This is a genomic window from Brevundimonas olei (assembly GCF_037055245.1).
Classification (GTDB): Bacteria; Pseudomonadota; Alphaproteobacteria; order Caulobacterales; family Caulobacteraceae; genus Brevundimonas; species Brevundimonas olei.
This window is the reverse complement of record NZ_CP146369.1, coordinates 3207128-3228766: the sequence shown is the minus strand read 5'-3', so window position 1 is coordinate 3228766 and position 21639 is coordinate 3207128. Positions and strand designations below refer to the sequence as shown.

The 21639-nt window shown below is 67.2% G+C and carries 19 protein-coding genes; 13 read left to right on the top strand and 6 right to left on the bottom strand.

Annotation, left to right across the window (positions count from 1 at the left end):
- Window positions 1–118: 118 nt before the first annotated feature.
- A complete protein-coding gene (locus V8J38_RS15580) occupies window positions 119–2008 on the bottom strand; it encodes a ribonucleoside-diphosphate reductase subunit alpha (RefSeq protein ID WP_291782926.1) in 1890 nt (629 codons plus the stop codon).
- 272 nt (window positions 2009–2280) lie between these two features.
- Between V8J38_RS15580 and V8J38_RS15575 the strand changes: the two genes are divergently transcribed.
- The 3 genes from V8J38_RS15575 (at window position 2281) to V8J38_RS15565 (ending at window position 6601) form a co-directional block, all read left to right on the top strand.
- Window positions 2281–3018 carry a phosphatase PAP2 family protein gene (locus tag V8J38_RS15575; protein WP_338577024.1) on the top strand — a complete coding sequence of 246 codons (738 nt, stop codon included), beginning with the start codon at window positions 2281–2283 and terminating at the stop codon, window positions 3016–3018.
- A gap of 82 nt (window positions 3019–3100) precedes the next feature.
- The gene (locus tag V8J38_RS15570) at window positions 3101–4420 is read left to right on the top strand and encodes an acetyl-CoA hydrolase/transferase family protein (protein WP_338577023.1); all 1320 of its coding nucleotides are present in this window, start codon (window positions 3101–3103) and stop codon (window positions 4418–4420) included.
- A 72-nt stretch (window positions 4421–4492) separates the two neighbouring features.
- Complete coding sequence (locus tag V8J38_RS15565; protein WP_338577021.1) at window positions 4493–6601, top strand: response regulator; 2109 nt, start codon at window positions 4493–4495, stop codon at window positions 6599–6601.
- An 11-nt stretch (window positions 6602–6612) separates the two neighbouring features.
- Here the strand turns inward: V8J38_RS15565 and V8J38_RS15560 are convergent, their stop codons facing one another.
- Window positions 6613–7269 (bottom strand): glutathione S-transferase family protein, encoded by a 657-nt coding sequence (locus tag V8J38_RS15560; RefSeq protein WP_338577020.1) that lies wholly within the window; start codon window positions 7267–7269, stop codon window positions 6613–6615.
- 149 nt (window positions 7270–7418) lie between these two features.
- Here V8J38_RS15560 and V8J38_RS15555 point away from each other — a divergent pair, with 149 nt between their 5' ends.
- Window positions 7419–8465, top strand: coding sequence for a ribonucleotide-diphosphate reductase subunit beta (locus tag V8J38_RS15555; RefSeq protein ID WP_312218584.1), 1047 nt, complete (start codon window positions 7419–7421; stop codon window positions 8463–8465).
- Between the two features lie 67 nt (window positions 8466–8532).
- Here the strand turns inward: V8J38_RS15555 and V8J38_RS15550 are convergent, their stop codons facing one another.
- From V8J38_RS15550 to V8J38_RS15540, 3 genes are all read right to left on the bottom strand, one after another.
- On the bottom strand, window positions 8533–9048 hold the full coding sequence (locus V8J38_RS15550) for a cell wall hydrolase (RefSeq protein ID WP_338577018.1): 516 nt from the start codon (window positions 9046–9048) through the stop codon (window positions 8533–8535).
- 104 nt (window positions 9049–9152) lie between these two features.
- The gene (locus V8J38_RS15545; protein WP_338577016.1) at window positions 9153–10655 is read right to left on the bottom strand and encodes a HAMP domain-containing sensor histidine kinase; all 1503 of its coding nucleotides are present in this window, start codon (window positions 10653–10655) and stop codon (window positions 9153–9155) included.
- Window positions 10652–11380, bottom strand: coding sequence for a TVP38/TMEM64 family protein (locus V8J38_RS15540; RefSeq protein WP_338577014.1), 729 nt, complete (start codon window positions 11378–11380; stop codon window positions 10652–10654). Before V8J38_RS15540 ends, V8J38_RS15545 begins: the two co-directional genes overlap by 4 nt.
- A 180-nt stretch (window positions 11381–11560) precedes the next feature.
- Here V8J38_RS15540 and rpmH point away from each other — a divergent pair, with 180 nt between their 5' ends.
- From rpmH to V8J38_RS15510, 6 genes are all read left to right on the top strand, one after another.
- A complete protein-coding gene (gene rpmH, locus V8J38_RS15535) occupies window positions 11561–11695 on the top strand; it encodes a 50S ribosomal protein L34 (RefSeq protein WP_003164000.1) in 135 nt (44 codons plus the stop codon).
- Window positions 11696–11729: 34 nt separating this feature from the next.
- A complete protein-coding gene (gene rnpA / locus V8J38_RS15530; RefSeq protein WP_338576993.1) occupies window positions 11730–12158 on the top strand; it encodes a ribonuclease P protein component in 429 nt (142 codons plus the stop codon).
- 5 nt (window positions 12159–12163) lie between these two features.
- Window positions 12164–13966, top strand: a complete 1803-nt coding sequence (gene yidC, locus V8J38_RS15525) for a membrane protein insertase YidC (protein WP_291782964.1) — start codon at window positions 12164–12166, stop codon at window positions 13964–13966.
- A gap of 4 nt (window positions 13967–13970) precedes the next feature.
- Window positions 13971–14639: a ribosome biogenesis GTP-binding protein YihA/YsxC gene (gene yihA, locus V8J38_RS15520; protein ID WP_312218592.1), complete on the top strand. Its 669-nt coding sequence runs from the start codon at window positions 13971–13973 to the stop codon at window positions 14637–14639.
- 73 nt (window positions 14640–14712) lie between these two features.
- Entirely contained in the window at window positions 14713–15216 is a 504-nt protein-coding gene (locus V8J38_RS15515; protein WP_291782971.1) for a DUF3617 domain-containing protein, read from the top strand.
- Between the two features lie 75 nt (window positions 15217–15291).
- Window positions 15292–16287, top strand: a complete 996-nt coding sequence (locus V8J38_RS15510; protein WP_338576987.1) for an LLM class flavin-dependent oxidoreductase — start codon at window positions 15292–15294, stop codon at window positions 16285–16287.
- Window positions 16288–16368: 81 nt separating this feature from the next.
- Here the strand turns inward: V8J38_RS15510 and V8J38_RS15505 are convergent, their stop codons facing one another.
- The gene (locus V8J38_RS15505; protein ID WP_291782977.1) at window positions 16369–17364 is read right to left on the bottom strand and encodes a KpsF/GutQ family sugar-phosphate isomerase; all 996 of its coding nucleotides are present in this window, start codon (window positions 17362–17364) and stop codon (window positions 16369–16371) included.
- A 179-nt stretch (window positions 17365–17543) separates the two neighbouring features.
- Between V8J38_RS15505 and otsB the strand changes: the two genes are divergently transcribed.
- Genes otsB through V8J38_RS15490 form a run of 3 tightly spaced genes read left to right on the top strand, consistent with a single transcriptional unit; the run spans window position 17544 to window position 21480 of the window.
- Window positions 17544–18329: a trehalose-phosphatase gene (otsB, locus tag V8J38_RS15500; protein ID WP_291782980.1), complete on the top strand. Its 786-nt coding sequence runs from the start codon at window positions 17544–17546 to the stop codon at window positions 18327–18329.
- Complete coding sequence (locus tag V8J38_RS15495; protein ID WP_291782983.1) at window positions 18326–20110, top strand: glycoside hydrolase family 15 protein; 1785 nt, start codon at window positions 18326–18328, stop codon at window positions 20108–20110. Before otsB ends, V8J38_RS15495 begins: the two co-directional genes overlap by 4 nt.
- Window positions 20107–21480 carry an alpha,alpha-trehalose-phosphate synthase (UDP-forming) gene (locus V8J38_RS15490; protein ID WP_338576981.1) on the top strand — a complete coding sequence of 458 codons (1374 nt, stop codon included), beginning with the start codon at window positions 20107–20109 and terminating at the stop codon, window positions 21478–21480. The genes V8J38_RS15495 and V8J38_RS15490 overlap by 4 nt, the downstream gene beginning before the upstream one ends.
- Window positions 21481–21639: the final 159 nt, after the last annotated feature.

Sequence of the window (21639 nt, the reverse complement as noted above, 5' to 3'; positions counted from 1 at the left end):
ACGCCAGGGAACCGCAACGGACTCTTTTACGCCTTAATCCTTGTCAGACGAACGAAGCCGCCCGGAGAGGGTTCCCGCGGGCGGCTTGAAGGCGATGGCGATGACCTTGCGGGCCGCCTTACTGGCAGGCCAGGCACTCGTCGTAGTCGGTGCGGGCGATGGAGAAGAGGTCCGGCTGGTTCGGATCGATCTCTTCTTCCTTCTTGTCCTCGGCGCCGGCGAAGGCGGCGCGCTGCACCGACTTGGAGCGCAGGTAGTAGAGGGACTTCAGGCCCCGCTCCCACGCCGACCAGTGCAGCATGTGCAGGTCCCACTTGTTGACGTCGCCGGGGATGAACAGGTTCAGCGACTGCGCCTGGCAGATGTCGCCGGTGCGGTCTGCGGCCAGTTCGATGACCCAGCGCTGATCCAGTTCGAAGGCGGTCTTATAGATGGCCTTCTCGTCGTCGCTCAGGGCGTCCAGGTGCTGAACCGAACCTTCGTGCTCAAGGATCGAGGACCAGACGGCTTCGGTGTCGATGCCCTTCTCGCCCAGCAGATCCTGCAAATAGGGGTTCTTGACCGCGAACGAGCCCGACAGGGTTTTGTGGGTGTAGATGTTGGCAGGGATCGGCTCGATCCCTGCCGACGTGCCGCCGCAGATGATCGAGATCGAGGCGGTCGGGGCGATGGCCAGCTTGTGGCTGAACCGCTCCATCACGCCGCGATCGGCGGCGTCGGGGCAGGGGCCCTTTTCCTCGGCCAGGGTGCGGCTGGCCTTGTCGGCCTCGCGGCGCAGGTGCTTGAACAGGCGCATGTTCCAGCTCTTGGCCATGGCCGATTCAAAGGCCACGCCCTGCGACTGCAGGAAGGAGTGGAAGCCCATCAGGCCCAGACCCACCGAACGCTCGCGCTGGGCCGAATAGACGGCGGCGGCCATCGACGACGGGGCGCGGGTGATGAAATCTTCGAGCACATTGTCGAGGAAACGCATGATGTCCTCGATGAAGCGGGGCTCTTCGCGCCACTCCAGGAAGGTCTCGGCGTTGACCGACGACAGGCAGCAGACGGCGGTGCGCTCGACGCCCTTATGATCCAGGCCCGTGTGCAGCATGATTTCAGAGCACAGGTTGGACTGCTTGACCGACAGGCCCAGGTCCTTCTGGTGCTGCGGCATCTGCCGGTTCACCGTGTCCGAGAAGATCAGATAGGGCTCGCCCGTCTGCATCCGGATTTCCAGGATCTTGGTCCACAGGTTGCGGGCGTCGACGGTTTTGCGGACCTCGCCGTTCTTGGGAGAGATCAGGTCGAAGGGCTTGCCTTCGCGGACCGCCTCCATGAAGGCGTCGGTGATGTTGATGCCGTGGTGCAGGTTCAGCGAGCGGCGGTTGAAGTCGCCCGACGGCTTGCGGATCTCGAGGAACTCCTCGATTTCCGGGTGGTGGATGTCCAGATAGACGGCGGCCGAGCCGCGACGCAGCGAGCCTTGAGAAATCGCCAGGGTCAGCGAATCCATTACGCGGATGAAGGGGATGATGCCCGAGGTCTGGCCCGCGCCCTTGACCTTCTCGCCGATGGAGCGGACGCCGCCCCAGTAGGTGCCGATGCCGCCGCCGTTCGAGGCCAGGGAGACGTTCTCGTTCCAGACGTTCTGGATGCCGTCCAGGCTGTCGTTGACCGAATTCAGGAAGCAGGAGATCGGCAGGCCGCGATCCGCGCCGCCGTTCGACAGCACCGGCGTCGCCGGCATGAACCACAGCTTGGACATGTAGTCATAGACGCGCTGGGCGTGCTCGGCGTCGTCGGCGTAGGCCGTGGCGACGCGGGCGAACATGTCCTGATAGCTTTCGCCCGGCAGCAGGTAGCGGTCTTCCAGGGTCTTCTTGCCGAAATCGGTCAGAAGGGCGTCGCGCGTGCGGTCCAGTTTCAGACCGCCGACCACCGTCAGTTGAGGCTTGGCCTCCGGCGGCGCCGAGGAAACCGTAGAGAATTCCGTCGTCTGCAGAGCTTCGCCGCCAGCCATTTTCATCCCTGTCCCGAACAAATCGATTAGAAGGCCGTACCGGTTTGAGACACTACATCTAGTGGCTGCTCGCCGGTGTTCGGCTAGATATATGGGTGCATATCCCTAACCGCAGGTAAAGCTCTTGACGGGAGCTTTTCTGACGAATCGGTGGGCGGCTGATCACACCCTGTGGAAATGACTCAGGAATTGGGGGTGATCACATTTTTCACCGAACCGTCGTCGATTTCTGCGAGGCCTGAAAGGGAACGTCGCAACAGCTTGGCCGTTAGCGCCCCATGGCTCCGCATCCCACCGCCTTCCTGACGCGCGCCCTGCGGGTCGCCCGCACAGAAATCGCCGCTGTGGCCGCCATGCTGGTGGTCGCCCTGGGGGTGTTGATCTTCATCGAGGTGGCCGACGACATGCGCGAGGCGGACGGCCAGGCCTTCGATCAGGCCGTGCTGGCGGCGGTCCGACCCTTCGCCGATGATCCGGGTCGGCCCTGGGGGCCGTGGTGGCTGCACGAGGGGGCGGCGGACCTGACGTCGCTCGGCGGCATATCCGTTCTGACCCTGTTCGCCGTCATCGCCATCGGCTTCCTGCTGATCATGGGCAAGCGGCTGTCGGCCCTCATGCTGATCGTCGGCCTGGCCGGCGGGGTGGCCCTGAGCGAGGGGCTGAAGGCCCTGTTCGAGCGCGAGCGGCCGCCGCAGATCTATCAGGCGGTGGAGACGCTGAACGCCAGCTTCCCCTCGGGCCACGCCCTGCTGTCGACCGTCTTCTACCTGACGCTGGGCGTCATGCTGACCCGCGCCTTTCCGCGCAAGCGGCTGAAGGCCTACGTTCTGGGCTGCGCGGTGGTGATCGCCCTTCTGATCGGGCTGACGCGAATCTACCTGGGCGCGCACTGGGCGTCGGACGTGTTTGCGGGCTGGAGCGTGGGCGCCGCCTGGTCGATGGCCCTGTGGCTGGTCGCTTACGCCGCCGAGCGCCGCCAGCGTCTGCATGACGCGCCGCTTCAGGATGCGCCCTAGCCGTCCTTCCTTAGACCAAGGTCTAGCGCCGCGACGGCGCGCGGCTGACGGATAAAGAAGGACGACGCTTCAGGAGGTTCCCATGACCGATTTCGCCGCCCTCTACGCCGAACGGCTGACGACGCCCGAGGCGGCGGCCGCCCTGATCCCCTCAGGCGCGAAGGTCGCCATGGCCCTGGGCGTCGGCCAGCCGCCGACCCTGCTGAAGGCCCTGGCCGACCGGGCCGAGGCGCGGCAGGTCGGCGACGTCAACCTCTACTACCTGCTGTCCACCGCCATCGCGGGCGAGACGGTGATGCGCTACGAGCTGACCGACCGCATCCGCCCGCACAGCCTGTTCCACGGCGCCATCGAACGGAAGCTGGAGGCGCGCGCGATTGAGGAAGGCCGTCGCGCCGTCTGGTTCGTGCCGACCGGCTTTCAGCAGACGCCGCGCGTGCTGACGCGCGAGATCGGCGTCGACACCCTGCTGGCGACCGTCTCGCCGATGGACGCCGAAGGGTATTTCAGCCTGGGGACCAACACCGACTACGCCCTGGCCGTATCGAAGACGGCCGAGCGGGTGATCCTGGAGGTCAATCCGCACATGCCGCGCGTGTTCGGCGACTGCCGCGTCCATGTTTCGCAGGTCGCGGCCCTGGTCGAGCATTCGGCGCCCCTGCTGGAGGCGGGCAAGGCGCCTCAGCAGCCGCAGGATCTGGCCATCGGCGCCCTGATCGCGGGACTGGTCGAGGACGGGGCGACGCTGCAGATGGGCATCGGCGCCCTGCCGGACGCCGTTTGCGCGGCCCTGCATGACCATCGCGATCTGGGCATCCATACCGAAATGCTGACGCCTGGCCTGGTCGAACTGATGAAGGCGGGCGTCGCCACCAACGCCCGCAAGACCCTGCATCCGGGCAAGACGGTGTTCACCTTCTCCATGGGCGACCGATCCACCTACGAATTCTTGCATGAGAATCCGGCGCTCGAGGCTCATCCGGTCGACTATGTGAACGATCCCGCCGTCATCGCCCGCAATGACCGGATGATTTCGGTCAACGCCACCTTGCAGATCGACCTGTTCGGCGCCTGCTGTTCCGAACATCTGAACGGGCGGCAGTATACGGCGGCGGGCGGTCAGCTGGACTTCGTGCGCGGCGCGGCGGCGTCGCTGGGCGGCAAGTCGATCATCGCCTGCCATTCGACGGCGGCGAAGGGGATGGCCTCGCGCATCGTGGCCCGGCTGGACGGTCCGGTGACGACGCCCCGCAACGACATCCACTACGTCGTCACCGAGCATGGGGCCGCCAATCTGAAGGGGCTGACCGACGACGCCCGCGCCCGCGCCCTGATCGGCCTGGCCGCGCCCGAGTTTCGCAAGGGGCTGGAGGAAGACGCGAAGGCGATGGGTCTGCTTTAAAGGCCGCCCGAAGGAGGCTTTTTTTACAATTCCCGTACAGACTGCCCGCAAACGGGGGAGAGAAGACCAGTTATGCACGGGCGCTGGCGATTGTTTCGTCATGCGGCCGGCCGCGAGGCCGGTCCGCCGGCGGTCGCCTATGTGGCGCTGTTCGCCCTTTGCCTTCTGGTCGGGCAGTGGAGCGTCGACGCCTATAAGGCGGTGATCGTCTGGCCGGCGAACGGGGTGTTGCTGGCCGCCTTCCTGCAATTGCCGCGTCGCAAGGCGTTCGCCGTGCTGCTGCTCTGCCTGGGCCTGAACCTGGGCAGCACGGTGATGCGAGGGGACGGGCCGCCCTACGTCTGGCTCAATCCCCTGCTGAACCTGACCCAGGTGTTGATCGCCGGCGTGTTGGCGCGGCGACTTTGCGGCGCCGCCCTGGATCTGCGGCGTCCCCGCCGTCTTCTCACCTTTGCTCTCGGCGCGGCGGTTCCGGCGGTGCTCGTCACCAGCACGGCGTCGGTTCTGCTGGCGGTCTGGGTGCGCGGCTATTCGCCCGAGCTGGCCGTCTTCGTCTGGACGCACCTGGTCATGATGGAGACGCTGGGCCTCCTGGTCGTCACCCCCAGCCTGCTGTTCCTGGCGCGGGCGCATCGTTTCCAGGGCGAGACCGCCTCGCCCTGGCTGTCTCTCAGTCTCCTGGCGTTGACGGCGGTGGTGGTCTCGGCAGTGTTCCTGCAGTCGGGATCGCTGCTGTTTCTCATCTTTCCGCCCCTCATGCTGGCGGCCTATCTCCTGTCGCCGCCCTGGATGGCGGCGACCCTTCTCGCGGCGGCCGGCGTCAGTTGCATCCTGACCCTGGAAGGGCATGGGCCCGTGGCTGCGGCGCAGGTGTCCGAGGTGGCGGCGCTGGCCCATGTGCCGGGGCGGCTGCGGCAGATGTCGCTGTACCACGGCTTTCTTCTGGTCGCGGTTCTGTGCTCCCTGCCCCTCAGCGCCCTGATGGCTGAAAGGCGCGCGGCGGCGAAGCGGCTGGCCCAACGCACCGCCCTGGCGCTGGCGCAGCGGCGGCGAGCCGAGGCCGCGGCGGCCGCCAAGGCCCGCTTTCTGGCCCTCATGAGCCATGAGATGCGCACCCCGCTGAACGGGGTCAGCGGTTACGCCGACCTTCTGTCCCGGCGGGCGGATCTGACGGACGAGGCGCGCGCCCAGGTCGTCGCCGTGCGCGATGCAGGCGAAGCCATGCTCAGGCTGGTGGAGGACGTGCTGGACGCCTCCGACGATGACGCCGCAGTGCGATCCGAGATCTTCCCCGTCGCGGCCCTCGTGCGCGAGGCGGGCGAATCCGCCGCGATGGCCGCCGAGGCCAAGGGGCTGGCCTTCGATCTCGACCTGGACGTGGATGAGGCGGTCAGGGGCAGAGGCGATCCTCATCGACTGGCGGCCGCCCTGCGTCACCTCCTGTCCAACGCCGTCAAATTCACCGACCAGGGACGCGTGGTTCTCAAGGCGCGCCTGGACGGCGGTCGGCTGACCCTGACGGTGCGGGACATGGGGCCGGGGATCGCGCCGGAGCTGGGGCCGGTGCTGTTCGACCTGTTCCAGCTGGGCGATGATTCCCTGAACCGTCGCCATGGCGGCGCGGGCCTGGGCCTGCCGGCCGCCCGGCGACACGCCAGGGCCATGGGCGGCGACGTGATCCTGAGCCGGACCTCGGCGCAGGGCTCCGTCTTCACCCTGACGGCGCAACTGGACCTTAGTGCGATTGAAACAGACGTCGGGAGCGCGGGCGGGTTGACGGATGCGGCGTCGTCGCTTCGGGTTCTGGTGGTGGACGACCATCCGACCAATCGTCTGATGCTGCGGACCATGATGGAGGCGGCGGGCTGCGCCGTGACGGAGGCCGTGGACGGACGCGACGCTGTCGGTCGGGCCGCCCTGGAGATCTTCGACCTGATTCTGATGGATGTGCGGATGCCGCGCCTGAACGGGCTGGAGGCGACGCAGATGATCCGCGACGGCGGCGCGGCCTCCGCGCAGGCGGTGGTTCTGGCGGTGACCGCCGACGCCATGCCGGAGGACGCCGCGCGATGCCTGGGCGTGGGCATGGACGGCCATCTGGCCAAGCCGGTCACCCATGATCGACTTTACGCCGCCGTGGACCAGGCCTTCCGAGCCGCCCAGGCGCGTCTGGCCGCCTAGTCTATGGCCGCCTAGCCTTCCCAGCCGTCCTCGAAGGGGAAGCGTTCCGACCAGAAGGCCTGAAGCGCGGGCAGGGCGTCGACGCGGCGCACCACTTCGGCCATGCGAGGCGCCTCGGCGTAGAAGCGTCGCCGCTGCGGCGTCCAGCGGCTGGCGGTCGCGACATAGAGGTCCAGCACCGTCATCTCCTCGCCCAGCAGGAAGCGGCCCGGCGCGACCTGGGCGTCCATCATCCGCCAGCAATCGGCGATGCGGTCGATGGTGCGGCGCTGGATTTCGGTCTGGGCTTCAAGGTTGTCGCCGACAAGCCGCGCGGGTTCGTCGCGCACCCAGAACATCGAATAGATGGAGGCGGGGATGAAGCTCATCCAGCGCAGGAACTGCGCCCGACGCGGATCGTCGAACGCGGGCGACAACCGCGCCTGTGGATGGGAATCGGCCAGCCAGATCAGGATGGCGGCGCTTTCGGTGATGATCTCGCCGCCGGGCGTGACCAGGGCCGGCACTTGGCGCATGGGATTGACCGCCGCCACCTTGTCTCGCTCGGCTTCGCCTTCCCAGGTCGGCGCCTCGACCACCCGATAGTCCTGTCCGATCAGCCGCAGCGTCGCCTCGACCGGAACCGAGCCTGACCCGGCTGCGCCGTAGAGTGTGAAAACCATCCCCATCTTCCTCCCCAGTTTCCTGTCATCGAAACACCATATCTAGCGGTCTGATGAAAAGTGATCGCTAGATGTGCGCATCTTCCCTTGTCCCCGCGCGCCGGCGGACGCATGGTGGAACGCACCTTCTCCGGATTCGCCTCAGGTCTTCTACGATGAACGCTCCCGCCACGATCATTCGTCCCGGCACGCCCGGCCTGCTGACCCCCTCGGCCGCCTACAAGCCCTTCCGCTACCCGTGGGCCTTCGACATGTGGAAGAAGCAGCAGCAGGTCCACTGGATGCCCGAGGAAGTCCCGATGGGCGAGGACGTCAAGGACTGGGCCGCCAATCTGAACGACGGCGAGCGCAACCTGCTGACCCAGATCTTCCGCTTCTTCACCCAGGCGGACATCGAGGTGCAGGACAACTACATGGAGCGCTACGGCCGGGTCTTCAAACCGACCGAGGTGAAGATGATGCTGGCCGCCTTCGCCAATATGGAGACCATCCATATCGCGGCCTACGCCTTGCTGCTCGAGACGATCGGGATGCCGGACAGCGAGTTCGGCGCCTTCATGGAATACGAGGCCATGAAGGACAAGCATGACTACATGGGCCAGTTCGGGGTCGACAGCGACGCCGACATCTGCCGCACCCTGGCCATGTTCGGGGGCTTCTCCGAAGGGCTGCAGCTGTTCGCCAGCTTCGCCATGCTGATGAACTTCCCGCGTCAGTCCAAGATGAAGGGCATGGGACAGATCGTGTCCTGGTCGGTGCGCGATGAAAGCCTGCACTGCGAAGGCATCATCAAGCTGTACCACGCCTTCAACAAGGAGACGGGCGCCGTCACCAAGGCCGTGGCCGACGACATCGTCGACTGCTGCAAGACGGTGATCGAGATGGAGGACAAGTTCATCGACCTGGCCTTCGAAATGGGCCCGGTGAACGGCATGACGCCAGACGACATCAAGGCCTACATCCGCTTCATCGCCGACTGGCGCCTGCGCCAGCTGAACCTGCCGGAAGTCTACGGCGTGACCGAGAACCCGCTGCCGTGGCTGCAATCGCTGCTGTCGGGCGTGGAGCACGCCAACTTCTTCGAGGCGCGCGCCACCGAATACTCCAAGGCGGCGACGCAGGGGTCCTGGCACGGCGCCGACGGCGTCTGGGACAGCTTCGACAACATGATGAAGCGCCGCACGGAACCGGCCGAGGCCTGAATCCCGCGGTCACGCGATCAGGGCGCCCCGACGGAAGGTCGGCGGCGCCCTTTTCTTTTCAGGCGTCTCAGTTCGGCGCCTGACGGCCCGCGTTGCAGCGCGCCGTATCGCCACGCTCGCAGGCGGCCACGGTGGCCCGCCAGTCGGCCATGTCGCGTTCATAGCGGGCCTGGGCCTCCTCGGCCGCGCGCAGTTCGGCCTCGTGCCGTTCCTGGGCGAGACGAGCGTCGGCCTGGGTCTGATCGACCTCGGCCTGCCAACGGCGCTGGGCGTCGGCCTGAGCGGCCTGGTTGGCCCGGTCCTCGTTCTCGGCCAGGTCGTTCTGGGCGACGATCTCGGCGTTGAGGGCCTGGGTCTCACGCAGTTCCTGGGGGGTCTGGGCTGAATCCGGCGCGCGGTGATACCGCTCGCCCTTGGCCAGCATCTCGGCCACGGGGTCCTTGGGCGCCGGGGGCGTGGCGCTCTGATTCTGGCTTTGGGCGTAGCTCGCGCCGGCGCTCAGGGCGAGCGCCAGCGCCGAAGGCAGCATCAACGCCGTCCAGACGCGCGAGGGGAGGGGGCGCGAAGGCGTGTGACGGATCATGAGGTCTCTCCTTTGCAGGGCGAGGATGCGAAAGGCCGCAAGCTTGGCGCTTCCGACGCTTGATGGAAACAACGTTCCGGAACGGGGAAGGCTGCGCCTGAGCCTCACTGCGGCAGCAGAAGCTCGAAGCGCGTGCCCTGGGGGCCGGTGTCCAGCAGGACCAGGGCGCCGCCGTGGTTGGCCGCCAGCTCGCGCGAGATGGTCAGGCCCAGGCCTGTGCCGTCGGCCCCGCCGCCGCTGACGAAGGGTTCGAACAGGCGGTCGGCCAGACGCGGCGGGATGCCGGGACCGTCGTCGCGCACGCCGATGGCGGCCATGCCGTCGCGGAGCTCGGCGCTGACGGTGATCGCGCCCTTGCCCTTGTTGAGGCCTCCGGCCGCGGACTCGATGGCCTGGCGGGCGTTGCGCATCAGATTGACGAGGATGCGGTGCAACTGATCCGGATCGGCGTTGACGGTGAAGCGGGCGGGCAGATCGCGCACCAGGCGCACGCCGTCGGGCTCCAGCCCGGCGTCCTCGGCGGCGGCGGCTACGGCGCGGGCCAGCAGCATCTTCTGAAGCTGGGGCGCTGGCTCCTCGGTCTTGCCGTAGGCCAGGACGTTGCGCGCCAGGGTCGAGGCGCGGCCCAGCGCCCGCTCCAACCGGGGCAGGGCGGTCGCCACCAGGGGATCGGACGAGGTCGACAGCCGCTCGGACGCCATCTGGGCCGAGGTCAGCATGTTGCGCAGATCGTGGTTGATCTTGGCCACCGCCTCGCCCAGCGCCGCCAGACGGGCGCGTGAGCGCAGGGACTGACGCACCTCCTCCTGCATCCGAGCCAGTTCGCGCTCGACCCGGCCGATCTCGTCCTTGCGGTCCGAGGGCGTTTCGGCCGGGCTTTCTGGATTGGCGGCGAAACGCTCGATCGAGCGGGTGACGCGGCGCAGGGGCTGCAGCACCAGCATCGACAGGGCGGCGTACAGCAGGCCGCCCGCCACCGCCGCGATCAGCAGCGACATCATCAGGCTGTTGACCAGGAAGCTCTCCAGCTCCTTCTTCAGCGGCTGGGCCGGGGCCAGGATCTCGATCAGGTCGCCCGAGCGATAGCGCGGCGCCGCCTGCACCCGCAGCGAGCGGTCGGGGTGGCCGAACAGGGTCTTCCACGGGTCCAGCAGCCGGGCGCCGACGCTGCGCTGGCGCAGGTCGATCAGTTCGGGCGCTCGCGGCAGGTTGGGGGCCTGCAGCAGCAGACGCCGCACCCCCTGTTCGCCGATGACCACCGACTGCACCCCGCCGATGCTCAGCAACTGTTCGGCGGTGGAATCCTCGACGGCGGAATAGGGCAGGGCCTCGACCCCGACCGAGGCCAGTTCGGCCGCCTGCAGCCGGTCCATCAGCCACCGCTCCTGGAAGGAGGCGGCGCTGGGCACGATGATCAGGGCGGCGACCGCCAGGGTGAAGGCGACAGTCAGCAGCAGCAGTCGGCTGGACAGGCCGTCGGGCGCCCGCGGCTTCAGCCGCCGGCGCAGGGCGCTCCACCGGGCGGGCAGGGCCGCAGGCGTCCTGGCGGGCGTCGCCGGGGCCATGGGCGTCTGCAGGCCGGTCGGAAGGGCCTCGCGCTCCGTCATGACGCCTCCATGCGGGGACGGGCGCGCAGCTTCTGGGCCAGCTTGAGCAACAGGGGCAGCAGCATGGACAGGAAGGCGACCCCCATCAGAGGCCAGAGGAATTCCGCGAACAGGCTCCGAATGTCGGGATTCGGGTCCGTGACCAGAACGTCGTGCAGGCTGTCGCCGATCCAGCAATAGATGGTGTGCGCGGGCAACAGGCCGATGAAGGTGGCGATCACATAGGGCCGCAGCGGCGCCGCCATCACGCCCGCCGCCACATTGATCATGTGGAACGGCACGGTGACGACCAGGCGCGCGACCAGCACGTACCAGAAGGTGTTCTTGTCCACCCCGGCGCAGACCTTGTTCAGCAGGCCCGTATCGGCGGTGGCGCGGCGGCGCAGGGAATCGCCCAGGGCGGTGCGCCCCACATAGTAGACGGCCAGGGCGCCGACCGTGGCGGCGAAGGCGGTGGCGACGCCCCCGACCCACGGACCGAACAGATAGCCCGCCGTCACCGTGATGAAGACCACCCCCGGAACCACGCTGGCCGTCAGCAGGGCGAAGACCAGCATCAGCGCGCCGAGCATCAACAGATAATGTCGGGCGGTCAGGGCCTCCAGCGCCGTTCCATGCTCGCGCAGGGTGTCCAGCGACAGATAGCGATTCCAGCCCATGCCGAAGATCAGGGCGACGGCGGCCAGCAGCACGGCCAGGGGCAGAAATCTTTTGACCCGGTCCAAGCCGCGCTCCGTCCTCTTCTTCCTGACATCCTTAGCGTATTTCCAGACGCCGTGCGCCCCTGTCGGCGATGTGGAAAAGCCGCTTCGGCGTTGACTCTCGTCCTGCCGCCGCTTATACGCCCGCCTCTCTCGCGGCTGACGCTTGTGTCTGTCGCCAACCCCAGTAACCCGGAGCCGACCGTGAAGCGGACCTATCAGCCGTCGCGACTCGTGCGCAAGCGCCGTCACGGCTTCCGTTCTCGGATGGCCACCAAGAACGGTCAAAAGATTGTCGCGCGTCGCCGCGCCAAGGGCCGCAAGCGCCTGACGGCCTGACGTCACGCGCCCATTTCCCTTCAGGGCGGGGCGCATGACCGATCTGATGAAAATCGATCGCCTGTTGCGGCGGCCCCAGTTTCTGGCGGCCGCCAAAGGCGTTTCCCAGGCCCGCGGCGCCGTGGTGGTCCAGCAGTTGGATCGCGCCGACGGCGACCCGACGGTGCGCCTGGGATTCACCGCCACCCGCAAGATCGGCGGCGCCGTGATCCGCAACCGCGCCAAGCGGCGCCTGCGCGAGGCCGCCCGCATGCTGACCCCGCTGCACGGCCGGGCCGGGTGCGACTATGTATTCATCGCCCGGATGGGCACGGCGGACCGCGACTGGGACCGTTTGCTTGACGACGTGAAATCGGCCCTTACAAGGCTCGCAACCCCGCGCGCGGCTTCCGATATGGGAGACCGGGCCGCTTCGACCGCCCGCGTCGCCCCCGACCCGCGCCCCGCCGACCAGGACCGCTGATCCCGATGCAGAACCAGAATTCGCGCAACACCATCATCTTCTTCGTGTGCGCGGCCCTGATCATGGGCGTCTACTACTTCATGGTGATGCGCCCGCAGGCCGAGGCGCGTCGCCAGGCCCAGGTCGTCGCCGCCGAGCAGCAGAAGGCGCGCGAGGCTTCGGCCGACGCCGGTCTGACGCCGTCGAGCGCCGCGCCGGGCGTCTTCATCAAGGAGCGCGCCGAGGCCCTGGGCACGGTCGCGCGCGTGCCGATCCAGACCCCGACCCTGAAGGGCTCGCTGTCGCTGCAGGGCGCGCGCATCGACGACCTGTACCTGACCAACTACAAGGAAACGCTCGACAGGAATTCGCCCCCGGTCGAGCTGTTCCGCCCGCAGGGCATGGAGCACGCCTATTTCGCCCAGTTCGGCTGGAGCGGCCCGAACGTCCCTGGCGGCGTGCCCGGCCCCAACACCGTCTGGCGCCTGACCCAGGGTTCGACCCTGACGCCGACCACCCCGGTCGAGCTGACCTGGGACAACGGCTCGGGCCTGCGCTTCACCCGCGTCGTCTCGATCGACGACCAGTATATGTTCACGGTCAAGGACACGGTGGCCAACCTGGGAACCCAGGCCATCGCCATCGCCCCCTACGGCCGCGTCGAGCGCCAGGGCGTGCCGGTCGACCTGGGCAAGCAGATGATCCTGCACGAGGGCGCGATCGGCGCCTTCGGTTCGGACGGCAAGTTCACCACCGAACAGGTCAAGTACAAGGACTGGGCCAAGAAGCCGCGCATCGAGAAGGACTCGACCGGCGGCTGGCTGGGCATCACCGACAAATACTGGCTGGCGGCCCTGATCCCGACCCAGGACGAGGCCATCGAAGGCCGCTTCTCGGTGCGCGACGCCGACGGGATGAACATCCACGAAGCCGCCATGCTGGGGGCCACCCACACCATCCAGCCGGGCCGCCAGATCGAGGAGACCCAGCGTCTGTTCGCCGGCGCCAAGCGCGCCGAAGTGCTGAAGGGCTATGAGGAATCGCTGGGCCTGCCGCGCTTCGTCTACGCCATCGACTGGGGCATGTTCTGGTTCCTGACGCGTCCGATCTTCACGGTGGTGGAGTTCTTCTACGGCGTTCTGGGCAACTTCGGCCTGGCCATTCTGGCCCTGACCGTCGTGGTCAAGCTGATCCTCTTCCCGCTGGCCAACAAGTCCTACGAGAGCCTGTCCAAGATGCGGACCCTCCAGCCCAAGATGGAGGAGATCAAGAAGAAGCACGGCTCCGATCCGCAGAAGCAGCAGCAGGAGATGATGGCCCTCTATCAGCGGGAGAAGATCAATCCGCTGGCGGGCTGTCTGCCGATGGTGGTGCAGATCCCGGTCTTCTACGCCCTGTACAAGGTGCTGTTCGTGACCATCGAAATGCGTCACGCGCCCTTCTTCGGCTGGATCCGCGACCTGTCGGCGCGCGACCCTTCGACGATCTGGAACCTGTTCGGCGCCGTGCCGTGGGACCCGGCCACCCTGCCGATCCTCGGCGGCATCCTGAACGGCCCGCTGCACCTGGGCGTCCTGCCGCTCGTCTACGGCTTCACCATGTGGCTGCAGATGGCGATGAACCCGCCGGCGCAGGACCCGATGCAGCGTCAGATCTTCGCCCTGATGCCGATCGTCTTCACCTTCATCATGGCCCCGTTCGCGGCCGGTCTGCTGATCTACTGGGCGTGGAACAACGTGCTGTCGATCATCCAGCAGTATGTGATCATGCATCGCTTCGGCGCCGAGAACCCGATCGACAGCTTCATCGCCCGCTTCAAGAAGGCCTAATCGGTTGGACGCTTCGGACGAGCCCAAGGTCGGAGAATACTCGGACGCCGAGGTCGAGGCGGCGCGCATCCTGTTCGCGCGCCCCGCGACCTTCATCATGGGCTGCGCCAAGATCGAGCAGCTGCCGACGCCGGACCTGCCCGAGATCGCCTTCGCCGGGCGCTCCAACGTCGGCAAGTCCAGCCTGATCAACGGGCTGGTGGGCATGCACAAGCTGGCGCGCGCCTCGAACGAGCCGGGCCGCACGCGCGAGGTGAACTTCTTCGACCTGGACGGGCGGATGCGCCTGGTCGACCTGCCCGGCTACGGCTGGGCCAAGGCGTCGAAAACGACGGTCAAGAAGTTCCAGGATCTGGGCCGCGACTATCTGCGCGGCCGGGTGACGCTGAAGCGCGTCTATCTGCTGATCGACGCCCGCCACGGCCTGAAAAAGGTGGACGACGAGGCCCTGGATGCGCTGGACCTGTCGGCCGTCTCCTACCAGATCGTCCTGACCAAGGCCGACAAGCTGAAGAAGGGCGAGGCCGAAAAGGTCCAGGCGGCGACGCTGAAGGCCATCTCCAAACGCCCGGCGGCCTATCCGCACGTCGCCGTCACCTCCTCGGAAAAAGGCTTCGGCCTGCCCGAACTGCGCGCGGAGATCATGCGCACCACCGGCGTCGTTCTCGACTGAATCTCACGTTGGCGTGAACCGTTAAGCCGGACCGGCGTTGTCCCCTCGGTTCTTAACGAGAGGGGAGCGCTCCATGCGTTCAGCGATCATCGGCGGCGTCGCCGTCGCCTGCCTGCTGGGTCTGTCGGCCTGCGGAAACAACAACAAGGCCGAAACCCCGGCCGCCGACGGGGCCGAGACCGCCTCGACGGCTCCTGCGGCGACGCTCGACGCGCCCAAGCCGGGCCTGTGGCGCGTGTCCACCGCCATGGAAGGCATGCCGGGCGGCGCAGCTATCGCGCCGCAGGAAGTTTGCATCAAGGAAGCCAAGCTGGAGGCTCCGGCCAACACCCAGCAGCCGGGCGCCGATTGCACCACCCAGCCCTTCGCGCGTCAGGGCGACGCCATGGTCGCGACGTCGACCTGCACCCTGCCGGGCAATATGAAGGCCGACTCCACCATCCGCGTGACCGGCGACTTCAACAGCCGCTACGTCACCGAGGTCACCACCAAGATGGACCCGGCGCCGACGCCGCAGATGGCCCAGACCAAGGTCACCATGACGGCCGAGCGCATCGGCGACTGCCCCGCCGCCTGATCGCGGCCCGCCGGATAACGACATGATCGTCACGGCCGGTATGGCGTCGCTGAAAAGCGGCCCCATATCGGTCGGATGATCCCTCTGTCCATTCTCGACCTCGCCCCCGTGCCGGAAGGCTCCGACGTGGGCCAGGCGCTCGCCAACACCATCGATCTGGCCCGCCACGCCGAGAGGCTGGGCTACAACCGCTACTGGCTGGCCGAGCATCACAACATGCCGGGCATCGCCAGCGCCGCGACCTCCGTCGTCATCGGCGCGGTGGCGGCGGCGACGAAGACCATCCGCGTCGGCGCCGGCGGGGTCATGCTGCCCAACCACGCCCCCCTGGTCATCGCCGAACAGTTCGGCACCCTTAACGCCCTTCATCCCGGCCGGATCGACCTGGGCCTCGGTCGTGCGCCCGGATCGGATCAGGCGACGGCGCGCGCCTTGCGCCGCACGCTTCAGGGCGACCACGACGCCTTCCCGCAGGACGTGATGGAGCTGATGCAGTGGTTTGCGCCCGCCACGCCGGATCAGCACATCATCGCCAATCCGGGCGAGGGTCAGGCCGTGCCGATCTGGATCCTCGGCTCCTCGACCTACGGCGCCCAGCTGGCGGCGCATCTGGGCCTGCCCTACGCCTTCGCCAGCCATTTCGCGCCGGGCGAGATGATGCGGGCCCTCGACATCTATCGCCGGACCTTCCGCCCGTCGCCGTATCTCGAGAAGCCCTATGTCATGCTGGGCTACAACGCCTTCGTGGCCGAGACGGACGAGGCGGCGCGCCTGCTGTTCACCTCGGTCCAGCAAGCCTTCGTCAACCTGAGGACCGGTCGCCCCGGCAAGCTGCCGCCGCCGGTCGAGGGCTATTACGAGCGGCTGGACGGCGCGGCGCGCGGCATGATCGACGCCGCCCTGGCCTGCTCGGCGGTAGGCGCGCCAGCGACGGCCAAGGCCGCTCTCGACGCCTTCATCGCCCAGACCGACGCCGACGAGTTGATGCTCACCAGCCAGATCTGGGACCCGGCCGCCCGCGTGCGATCGATCGAGCTTCTGGCGGCGGCGACGGGACTGGCGGCTGTCTAACGCTCGCTTTCGGGCGCCTGAGGCGAGATGACGCCCTCGATGTCCAGATGACGCCAGGCCGCGCCTAGGTCTCCCCAAGTCTCAGGACACATAGCCCGCCTGCATCAGTTCGGCGATATGGATGATGGCGACCGGACGGCGTTCCTCGATAACGAACAGATTGCTGATCTTGTTCGCCGTCAGCAGATCGACCACGTCGCTCATCCGCGCTTCCGGATCGACGACGATTGGACTACGGCTCATGATGTCCGCGGCGCGCAGGGTCGAGATGTCGTTGGCGAAAGCTCGGCGCACATCGCCGTCGGTGATAATGCCGGCCAAAGCCCCGTCCGGCGCCAAGACGGCGACCGCTCCTTTACGCCCCTGAGTGATCGCCGAGACCACCGCGCTGAAGTCCGCGTCCAGCGGCACGCTGGCTGGGGCGGCGGCGTTGTCGCCCATCCACTCGCGCACGGTCTGCAGGCTCATGCCCAGGGCCCCGCCCGGATGGTGCAGGCCGAAATCCTCGCGCGTGAAGCCGCGACGGTCCATCAGCACCATGGCCAGGGCGTCGCCCATGGCCAGGGTCATCAGCGTCGAGGTCGTCGGCGCCAGGCCGTTGGGGCAGGCCTCGGCCACCTTGGGCATGGTCAGGCAGACGTCCGAATGGCGGCCCAGGAAGCTCTGGGGCCTCTGGGTGACGCCGATCACCGGAATGTCGTTGCGGGCGCAGAAGAGCAGCGGATCGCGCAGTTCGCGGCTTTCGCCCGAGTTGGAGATGGCCAGAAGCGTCGTGTCGGGGCGCAGCATCCCCAGGTCGCCATGGCTCATCTCGGCCGGGTGAACGAAGAAGGAATTGGTCCCGGTGGAGGCCAGGGTGGCGGCGATCTTGCCGCCGATATGGCCCGACTTGCCCATGCCGGTCACCACGACATAACCGGGACGCGACAGGATGACGTCGGCGGCGCGCGCGATGGAGGAATCCAGCGAACGCTCCAGCGCCTCCAGCGCCTCTATGTTCAGGCGCACGACTTCGCGCGCCCGATCGGACATGGCGGTCAATTGTTCCGGAGAGGAGGGGGCGGAAAAAGCAGTCATGACGGCTCCAGACGCCAGGGCCGCTTCGGCGGCTCTTCATAGCGCAGTGGCAAATGCCTCATTCGCGAGTTCGATACAATGGCGCCGTCGCGGGTGAATGGTCGATGAATAAATGACAACCAAAGCGACCCTCATGCGTTGCAATACGTCCTGGGGATAGAAAAAGAATCTTGAGACGTATGTCATCACCACAGGGGCTCGCCTGCCCTCGACTGCCCGCGCCGCCTGCCCGACTGGCCGAGGCTGCGCTTTTTCTCGATCTGGACGGGGTGCTGGCGCCCCTGGCGCCGACGCCCGACGCCGTGGGGCCGGAGCCGCGTCGCACCCGCACCCTCACGCAATTGACACAGGCCCTAGGCGGGCGGGTCGCCGTCGTCAGCGGCCGCACCCTGGCGGAGATCGACCGCATCGTCGACGGGGCGGCGAGCGCGGCGTCCGGGGTGCATGGGTTGGAGCGGCGCCGCGCCGACGGCGCCCTGAGCGCGCGGGCTCCGGCGCCTTCGGTGCGGACCGCCGTGGCCGCCTTTGAGGATTTCGCCCAGAATCGGCCTGGAGTGATTGTCGAGGACAAGGGGCTGTCGGCCGGGTTGCACTTCCGTCAGGCCCCGAACGAGGCGGCTGCGGCCCTGACCCTCGCGACAGCCCTGGCGGATCAGACCGGCCTGACGCTTCAGCCGGGCTCGATGGTGCTGGAGCTCAAGACCCCCGGCGCGGACAAGGGCGTCGCGGTCGCGGCCTTCATGACCGAGCCGCCCTTCAACGGCGCCACGCCTGTCATGGTGGGGGACGACCTGACCGACGAGGCCGGCTTTCGGGCGGCCGAAGCGCTGGGCGGTTTCGGCGTCCTGGTGGGCCCCGAGCGGCCCACCGCCGCCCGCTACAGGCTGGAGAATGTGGAGGCGGTGCTCGACTGGCTCGGCGCCCTGGCTTCCTCCGCCGCAGAGGAGAAGGAGGCGCGCGCATGACGCCCAACCTGGATCTGGCGCCCATCGGCAACTGTTCGGTCAGCGCCCTGATCGACCGTCAGGGGCGGTTTGTCTGGGCCTGCGCCCCGCGCATCGACGGCGATCCCGTCTTCTCGGCCCTCATGGACGGCGCCGCCCCCGAGCACGGCTTCTGGGCGATCGAACTGGAAGGCCAGGTCTCCGTCGAGCAGGAATACGTCCGCAACACCGCCGTCCTGCGGACGGTGCTGACGGCGGCGGACGGCGCCGCGATGGAGATCATCGACTTCTGCCCGCGCCACCTGAAGCATTCGCGCATCTACCGCCCGGTGGCCTTCGCGCGCGTGGTGCGTCCGCTGGTCGGAACGCCGCGCGTCACCATACGCCTGCGCCCTTCGGCCGACTGGGGCGCGAGCCGCGCCCAGCATACCTCGGGCTCCAACCACATCCGCTATCTGTGCAGCGATGTGACCCTGCGTCTGACCACCAACTGCCCGGTCAGCCATGTGCTGAACGAGCGGACCTTCCGTCTGGAGGAGGAGATGGCCTTCTTCCTGGGGCCGGATGAAGGTTATGACCAATCGGTCCTGGCGGGCGTCAACGCTGCCCTGGACCTGACCATCGCGCACTGGAAGCACTGGACCCGGACCCTCTACCTGCCTTTGGACTGGCAGGAAGCGGTGATCCGCGCCGCCATCGCCCTGAAGCTGTGCGTCTATGAAGAGACCGGCGCCATCGTCGCCGCGATGACCACCTCCGTGCCGGAATTCCCCGAAAGCGGGCGCAACTGGGACTATCGCTACTGCTGGATCCGCGACGCCTACTATACGGTGCGGGCGCTGAACCGGCTGGGCGCGGTGGACATCCTGGAGAGCTACCTCGGCTATCTGCGCAATCTGGTCGACGCCTCTGCGGGAGGGCATGTCCAGCCGGTCTATGGGGTAGGGCTGGAGCCCGCCATCGTCGAGCGCATCGTCGACAGCGTCGAAGGCTATCGCGGCATGAAGCCGGTGCGCGTCGGCAATCAGGCGCACGAGCATCTTCAGCACGACGTCTACGGCCAGATCGTCCTACCCCTGGTCCAGGCCTTCTTCGATCATCGCCTACTGCGTCCCGGCACGATCGAGGATTTCCGCGCCCTGGAGAAGGTCGGCGAGCGCGCCTTCGCCATGCACGATCAGGTCGACGCCGGATTGTGGGAGTTCCGCACCATCGCCCGGGTGCATACCTATTCCTCGGTCATGTGTTGGGCGGCCTGCGATCGCCTGGCGCGGGCGGCGCATCATCTGGGTCTGGACGACCGCTGCGAGCTGTGGCGCGAGCGGGCGCGCATCATCCGCGAGCGCATCGAAGCCGAAGCCTACTTGCCCGACGAAGGCCGTTTCGCCGCCAGCTTCGGCGGGACGGAGCTGGACGCGGCCCTTCTGCAGATGACGGACCTGGGCTTCCTTGACGCCCACGATCCGCGTCAGGTGAAGACCTTCGAGGCGGTCGAGCGCGATCTGAAGCGCGGTCCCTACCTGTTCCGCTACGCCCACGCGGACGACTTCGGCGAGCCGGAGACCGCCTTCAACTTCTGCACCTTCTGGTACATCGAGGCCTTGGCCCTGAACGGCCGGGTCGAGGAGGCGCGCGTCATCTTCGAGGAGATGCTCAGCCGCCGCACCCATGCGGGCCTGCTCAGCGAGGACATCTCGATCCAGGACGGCGAGCTGTGGGGCAACTACCCGCAGACCTATTCCCTGGTCGGAATCATCAACTGCGCGGTCCTGCTCAGTCGCTCGTGGACGGACGCCCGATGAGCCGCCTGATCGTCGTCTCCAACCGCGTCTCGGCGCCCAAGGACCCTGCGGCGGGTTCTGCCGGAGGCCTGGCCATGGCCCTGTCGGCGGCGCTGCGGAAGTATGAGGGGCTGTGGTTCGGCTGGTCCGGCGAGACGGTCGAGCATTTCACCGGCGAACTGAATGTCGAGGACCGGGCCGGCGTGACGGTCGCCACCGTCGACCTGGAGCCCCAGGACGTCGACGAATACTACAACGGCTACGCCAACAAGACGTTGTGGCCCCTGTTTCATCACCGGGTCGACCTGACGGCTTATGAACGGTCCTACGGCGAGGGCTATGAGCGGACCAACCGGCGCTTCGCCGAAGTGCTCGAGCCGCTGCTCGAGCCCGACGACGTCATCTGGATTCACGACTACCACATGATCCCGATGGCGCGGGATTTGCGCCGTCTGGGGGTGAAGAACCGCATCGGCTTCTTCCTGCACACGCCCTGGCCCGCGCGTCAGTTGCTGGTGACGCTGCCGCATCACCGTCGGCTGGTGGAATCCATGTTCGACTTCGACCTGCTGGGTTTCCAGACGCGCGAATGGCTGGGGCTGTTCCAGCGCTATGTCGAGGTCGAGGCGCGCGGTCGGGTGCTGGACGACGGCCGTCTCGAAGCCTTCGGCCGCAGCGTCCGGGCCGGGGTCTTCCCCATCGGCATCGACGTGGACGGCTTTCTGGCGGCGCGCGATTCTCCGCTGGGACAACGGACCTATGACCGGATGGCGGCCTCGGCTGTTTTTCGCTCGGTGATCGTGGGGGTTGATCGGCTGGACTACTCCAAGGGGCTGGAGCAGCGTCTGCTGGGCTATGAGCAGTTCCTGGAGGACAACCCCGACCAGCGCGGCCAGGTCTTCCTGCTGCAGGTCACGCCCATTTCGCGCGATGAGGTGGATACGTATCAGGACATGCGGGTGCGGCTCGAGGCTCTGGCGGGACGGGTCAACGGCGCCTACGCCGAAATGGACTGGCAGCCGGTCCGCTATCTGAACCGCACCTTTCGCCGCGACCAACTGGCGGGCCTCTATCGGGCGGCGCGGGTCGGCCTGGTGACGCCCCTGCGCGACGGCATGAATCTGGTGGCCAAGGAATATGTGGCGGCTCAGGACCCGGATGATCCGGGCGTCCTCATCCTGTCGCGCTTCGCGGGCGCGGCCGAACAGATGGGGGAGGCGCTCCTGGTCAATCCCTTCAGCCGCGAAGAGTTGTCAGAGGCGATCCAGAAGGCTCTCACCATGCCCTTGTCGGAACGCATCCGGAAATGGAAGGCGCTGATGCAGGTCGTGCGGGACACAGACGTCGCGTGCTGGCGCGATGACTATGTCCGGGCCTTGCTGGCGACTTGAGTGATTCGAAACGACGTCTTTATCGTCTCATATTGTAAACTCGTCCGGATTTTGATGTTTCAAAATGACCAAGTTTCCGAGGCTTGGGCGACGAGAAAGGCATTATGTGTTGAAACGGCGCCACAGTGGACACATTCAGCGCCAAAATGGGGAACCGCT

Bases quoted from the DNA above. Each gene is read 5' to 3' on its own strand.
- V8J38_RS15570 (WP_338577023.1), top strand. From the start codon at position 3,101: ATGACCGATTTCGCCGCCCTCTACGCCGAACGGCTGACGACGCCCGAG.
- V8J38_RS15495 (WP_291782983.1), top strand. From the start codon at position 18,326: ATGACGCCCAACCTGGATCTGGCGCCCATCGGCAACTGTTCGGTCAGC.
- V8J38_RS15575 (WP_338577024.1), top strand. From the start codon at position 2,281: ATGGCTCCGCATCCCACCGCCTTCCTGACGCGCGCCCTGCGGGTCGCC.
- V8J38_RS15565 (WP_338577021.1), top strand. From the start codon at position 4,493: ATGCACGGGCGCTGGCGATTGTTTCGTCATGCGGCCGGCCGCGAGGCC.
- V8J38_RS15510 (WP_338576987.1), top strand. From the start codon at position 15,292: ATGATCCCTCTGTCCATTCTCGACCTCGCCCCCGTGCCGGAAGGCTCC.
- V8J38_RS15550 (WP_338577018.1), bottom strand. From the start codon at position 9,048: ATGATCCGTCACACGCCTTCGCGCCCCCTCCCCTCGCGCGTCTGGACG.
- yidC (WP_291782964.1), top strand. From the start codon at position 12,164: ATGCAGAACCAGAATTCGCGCAACACCATCATCTTCTTCGTGTGCGCG.
- V8J38_RS15580 (WP_291782926.1), bottom strand. From the start codon at position 2,008: ATGAAAATGGCTGGCGGCGAAGCTCTGCAGACGACGGAATTCTCTACG.
- V8J38_RS15505 (WP_291782977.1), bottom strand. From the start codon at position 17,364: ATGACTGCTTTTTCCGCCCCCTCCTCTCCGGAACAATTGACCGCCATG.
- V8J38_RS15560 (WP_338577020.1), bottom strand. From the start codon at position 7,269: ATGGGGATGGTTTTCACACTCTACGGCGCAGCCGGGTCAGGCTCGGTT.
- V8J38_RS15555 (WP_312218584.1), top strand. From the start codon at position 7,419: ATGAACGCTCCCGCCACGATCATTCGTCCCGGCACGCCCGGCCTGCTG.
- V8J38_RS15515 (WP_291782971.1), top strand. From the start codon at position 14,713: ATGCGTTCAGCGATCATCGGCGGCGTCGCCGTCGCCTGCCTGCTGGGT.
- V8J38_RS15545 (WP_338577016.1), bottom strand. From the start codon at position 10,655: ATGACGGAGCGCGAGGCCCTTCCGACCGGCCTGCAGACGCCCATGGCC.
- V8J38_RS15490 (WP_338576981.1), top strand. From the start codon at position 20,107: ATGAGCCGCCTGATCGTCGTCTCCAACCGCGTCTCGGCGCCCAAGGAC.
- otsB (WP_291782980.1), top strand. From the start codon at position 17,544: ATGTCATCACCACAGGGGCTCGCCTGCCCTCGACTGCCCGCGCCGCCT.
- rnpA (WP_338576993.1), top strand. From the start codon at position 11,730: ATGACCGATCTGATGAAAATCGATCGCCTGTTGCGGCGGCCCCAGTTT.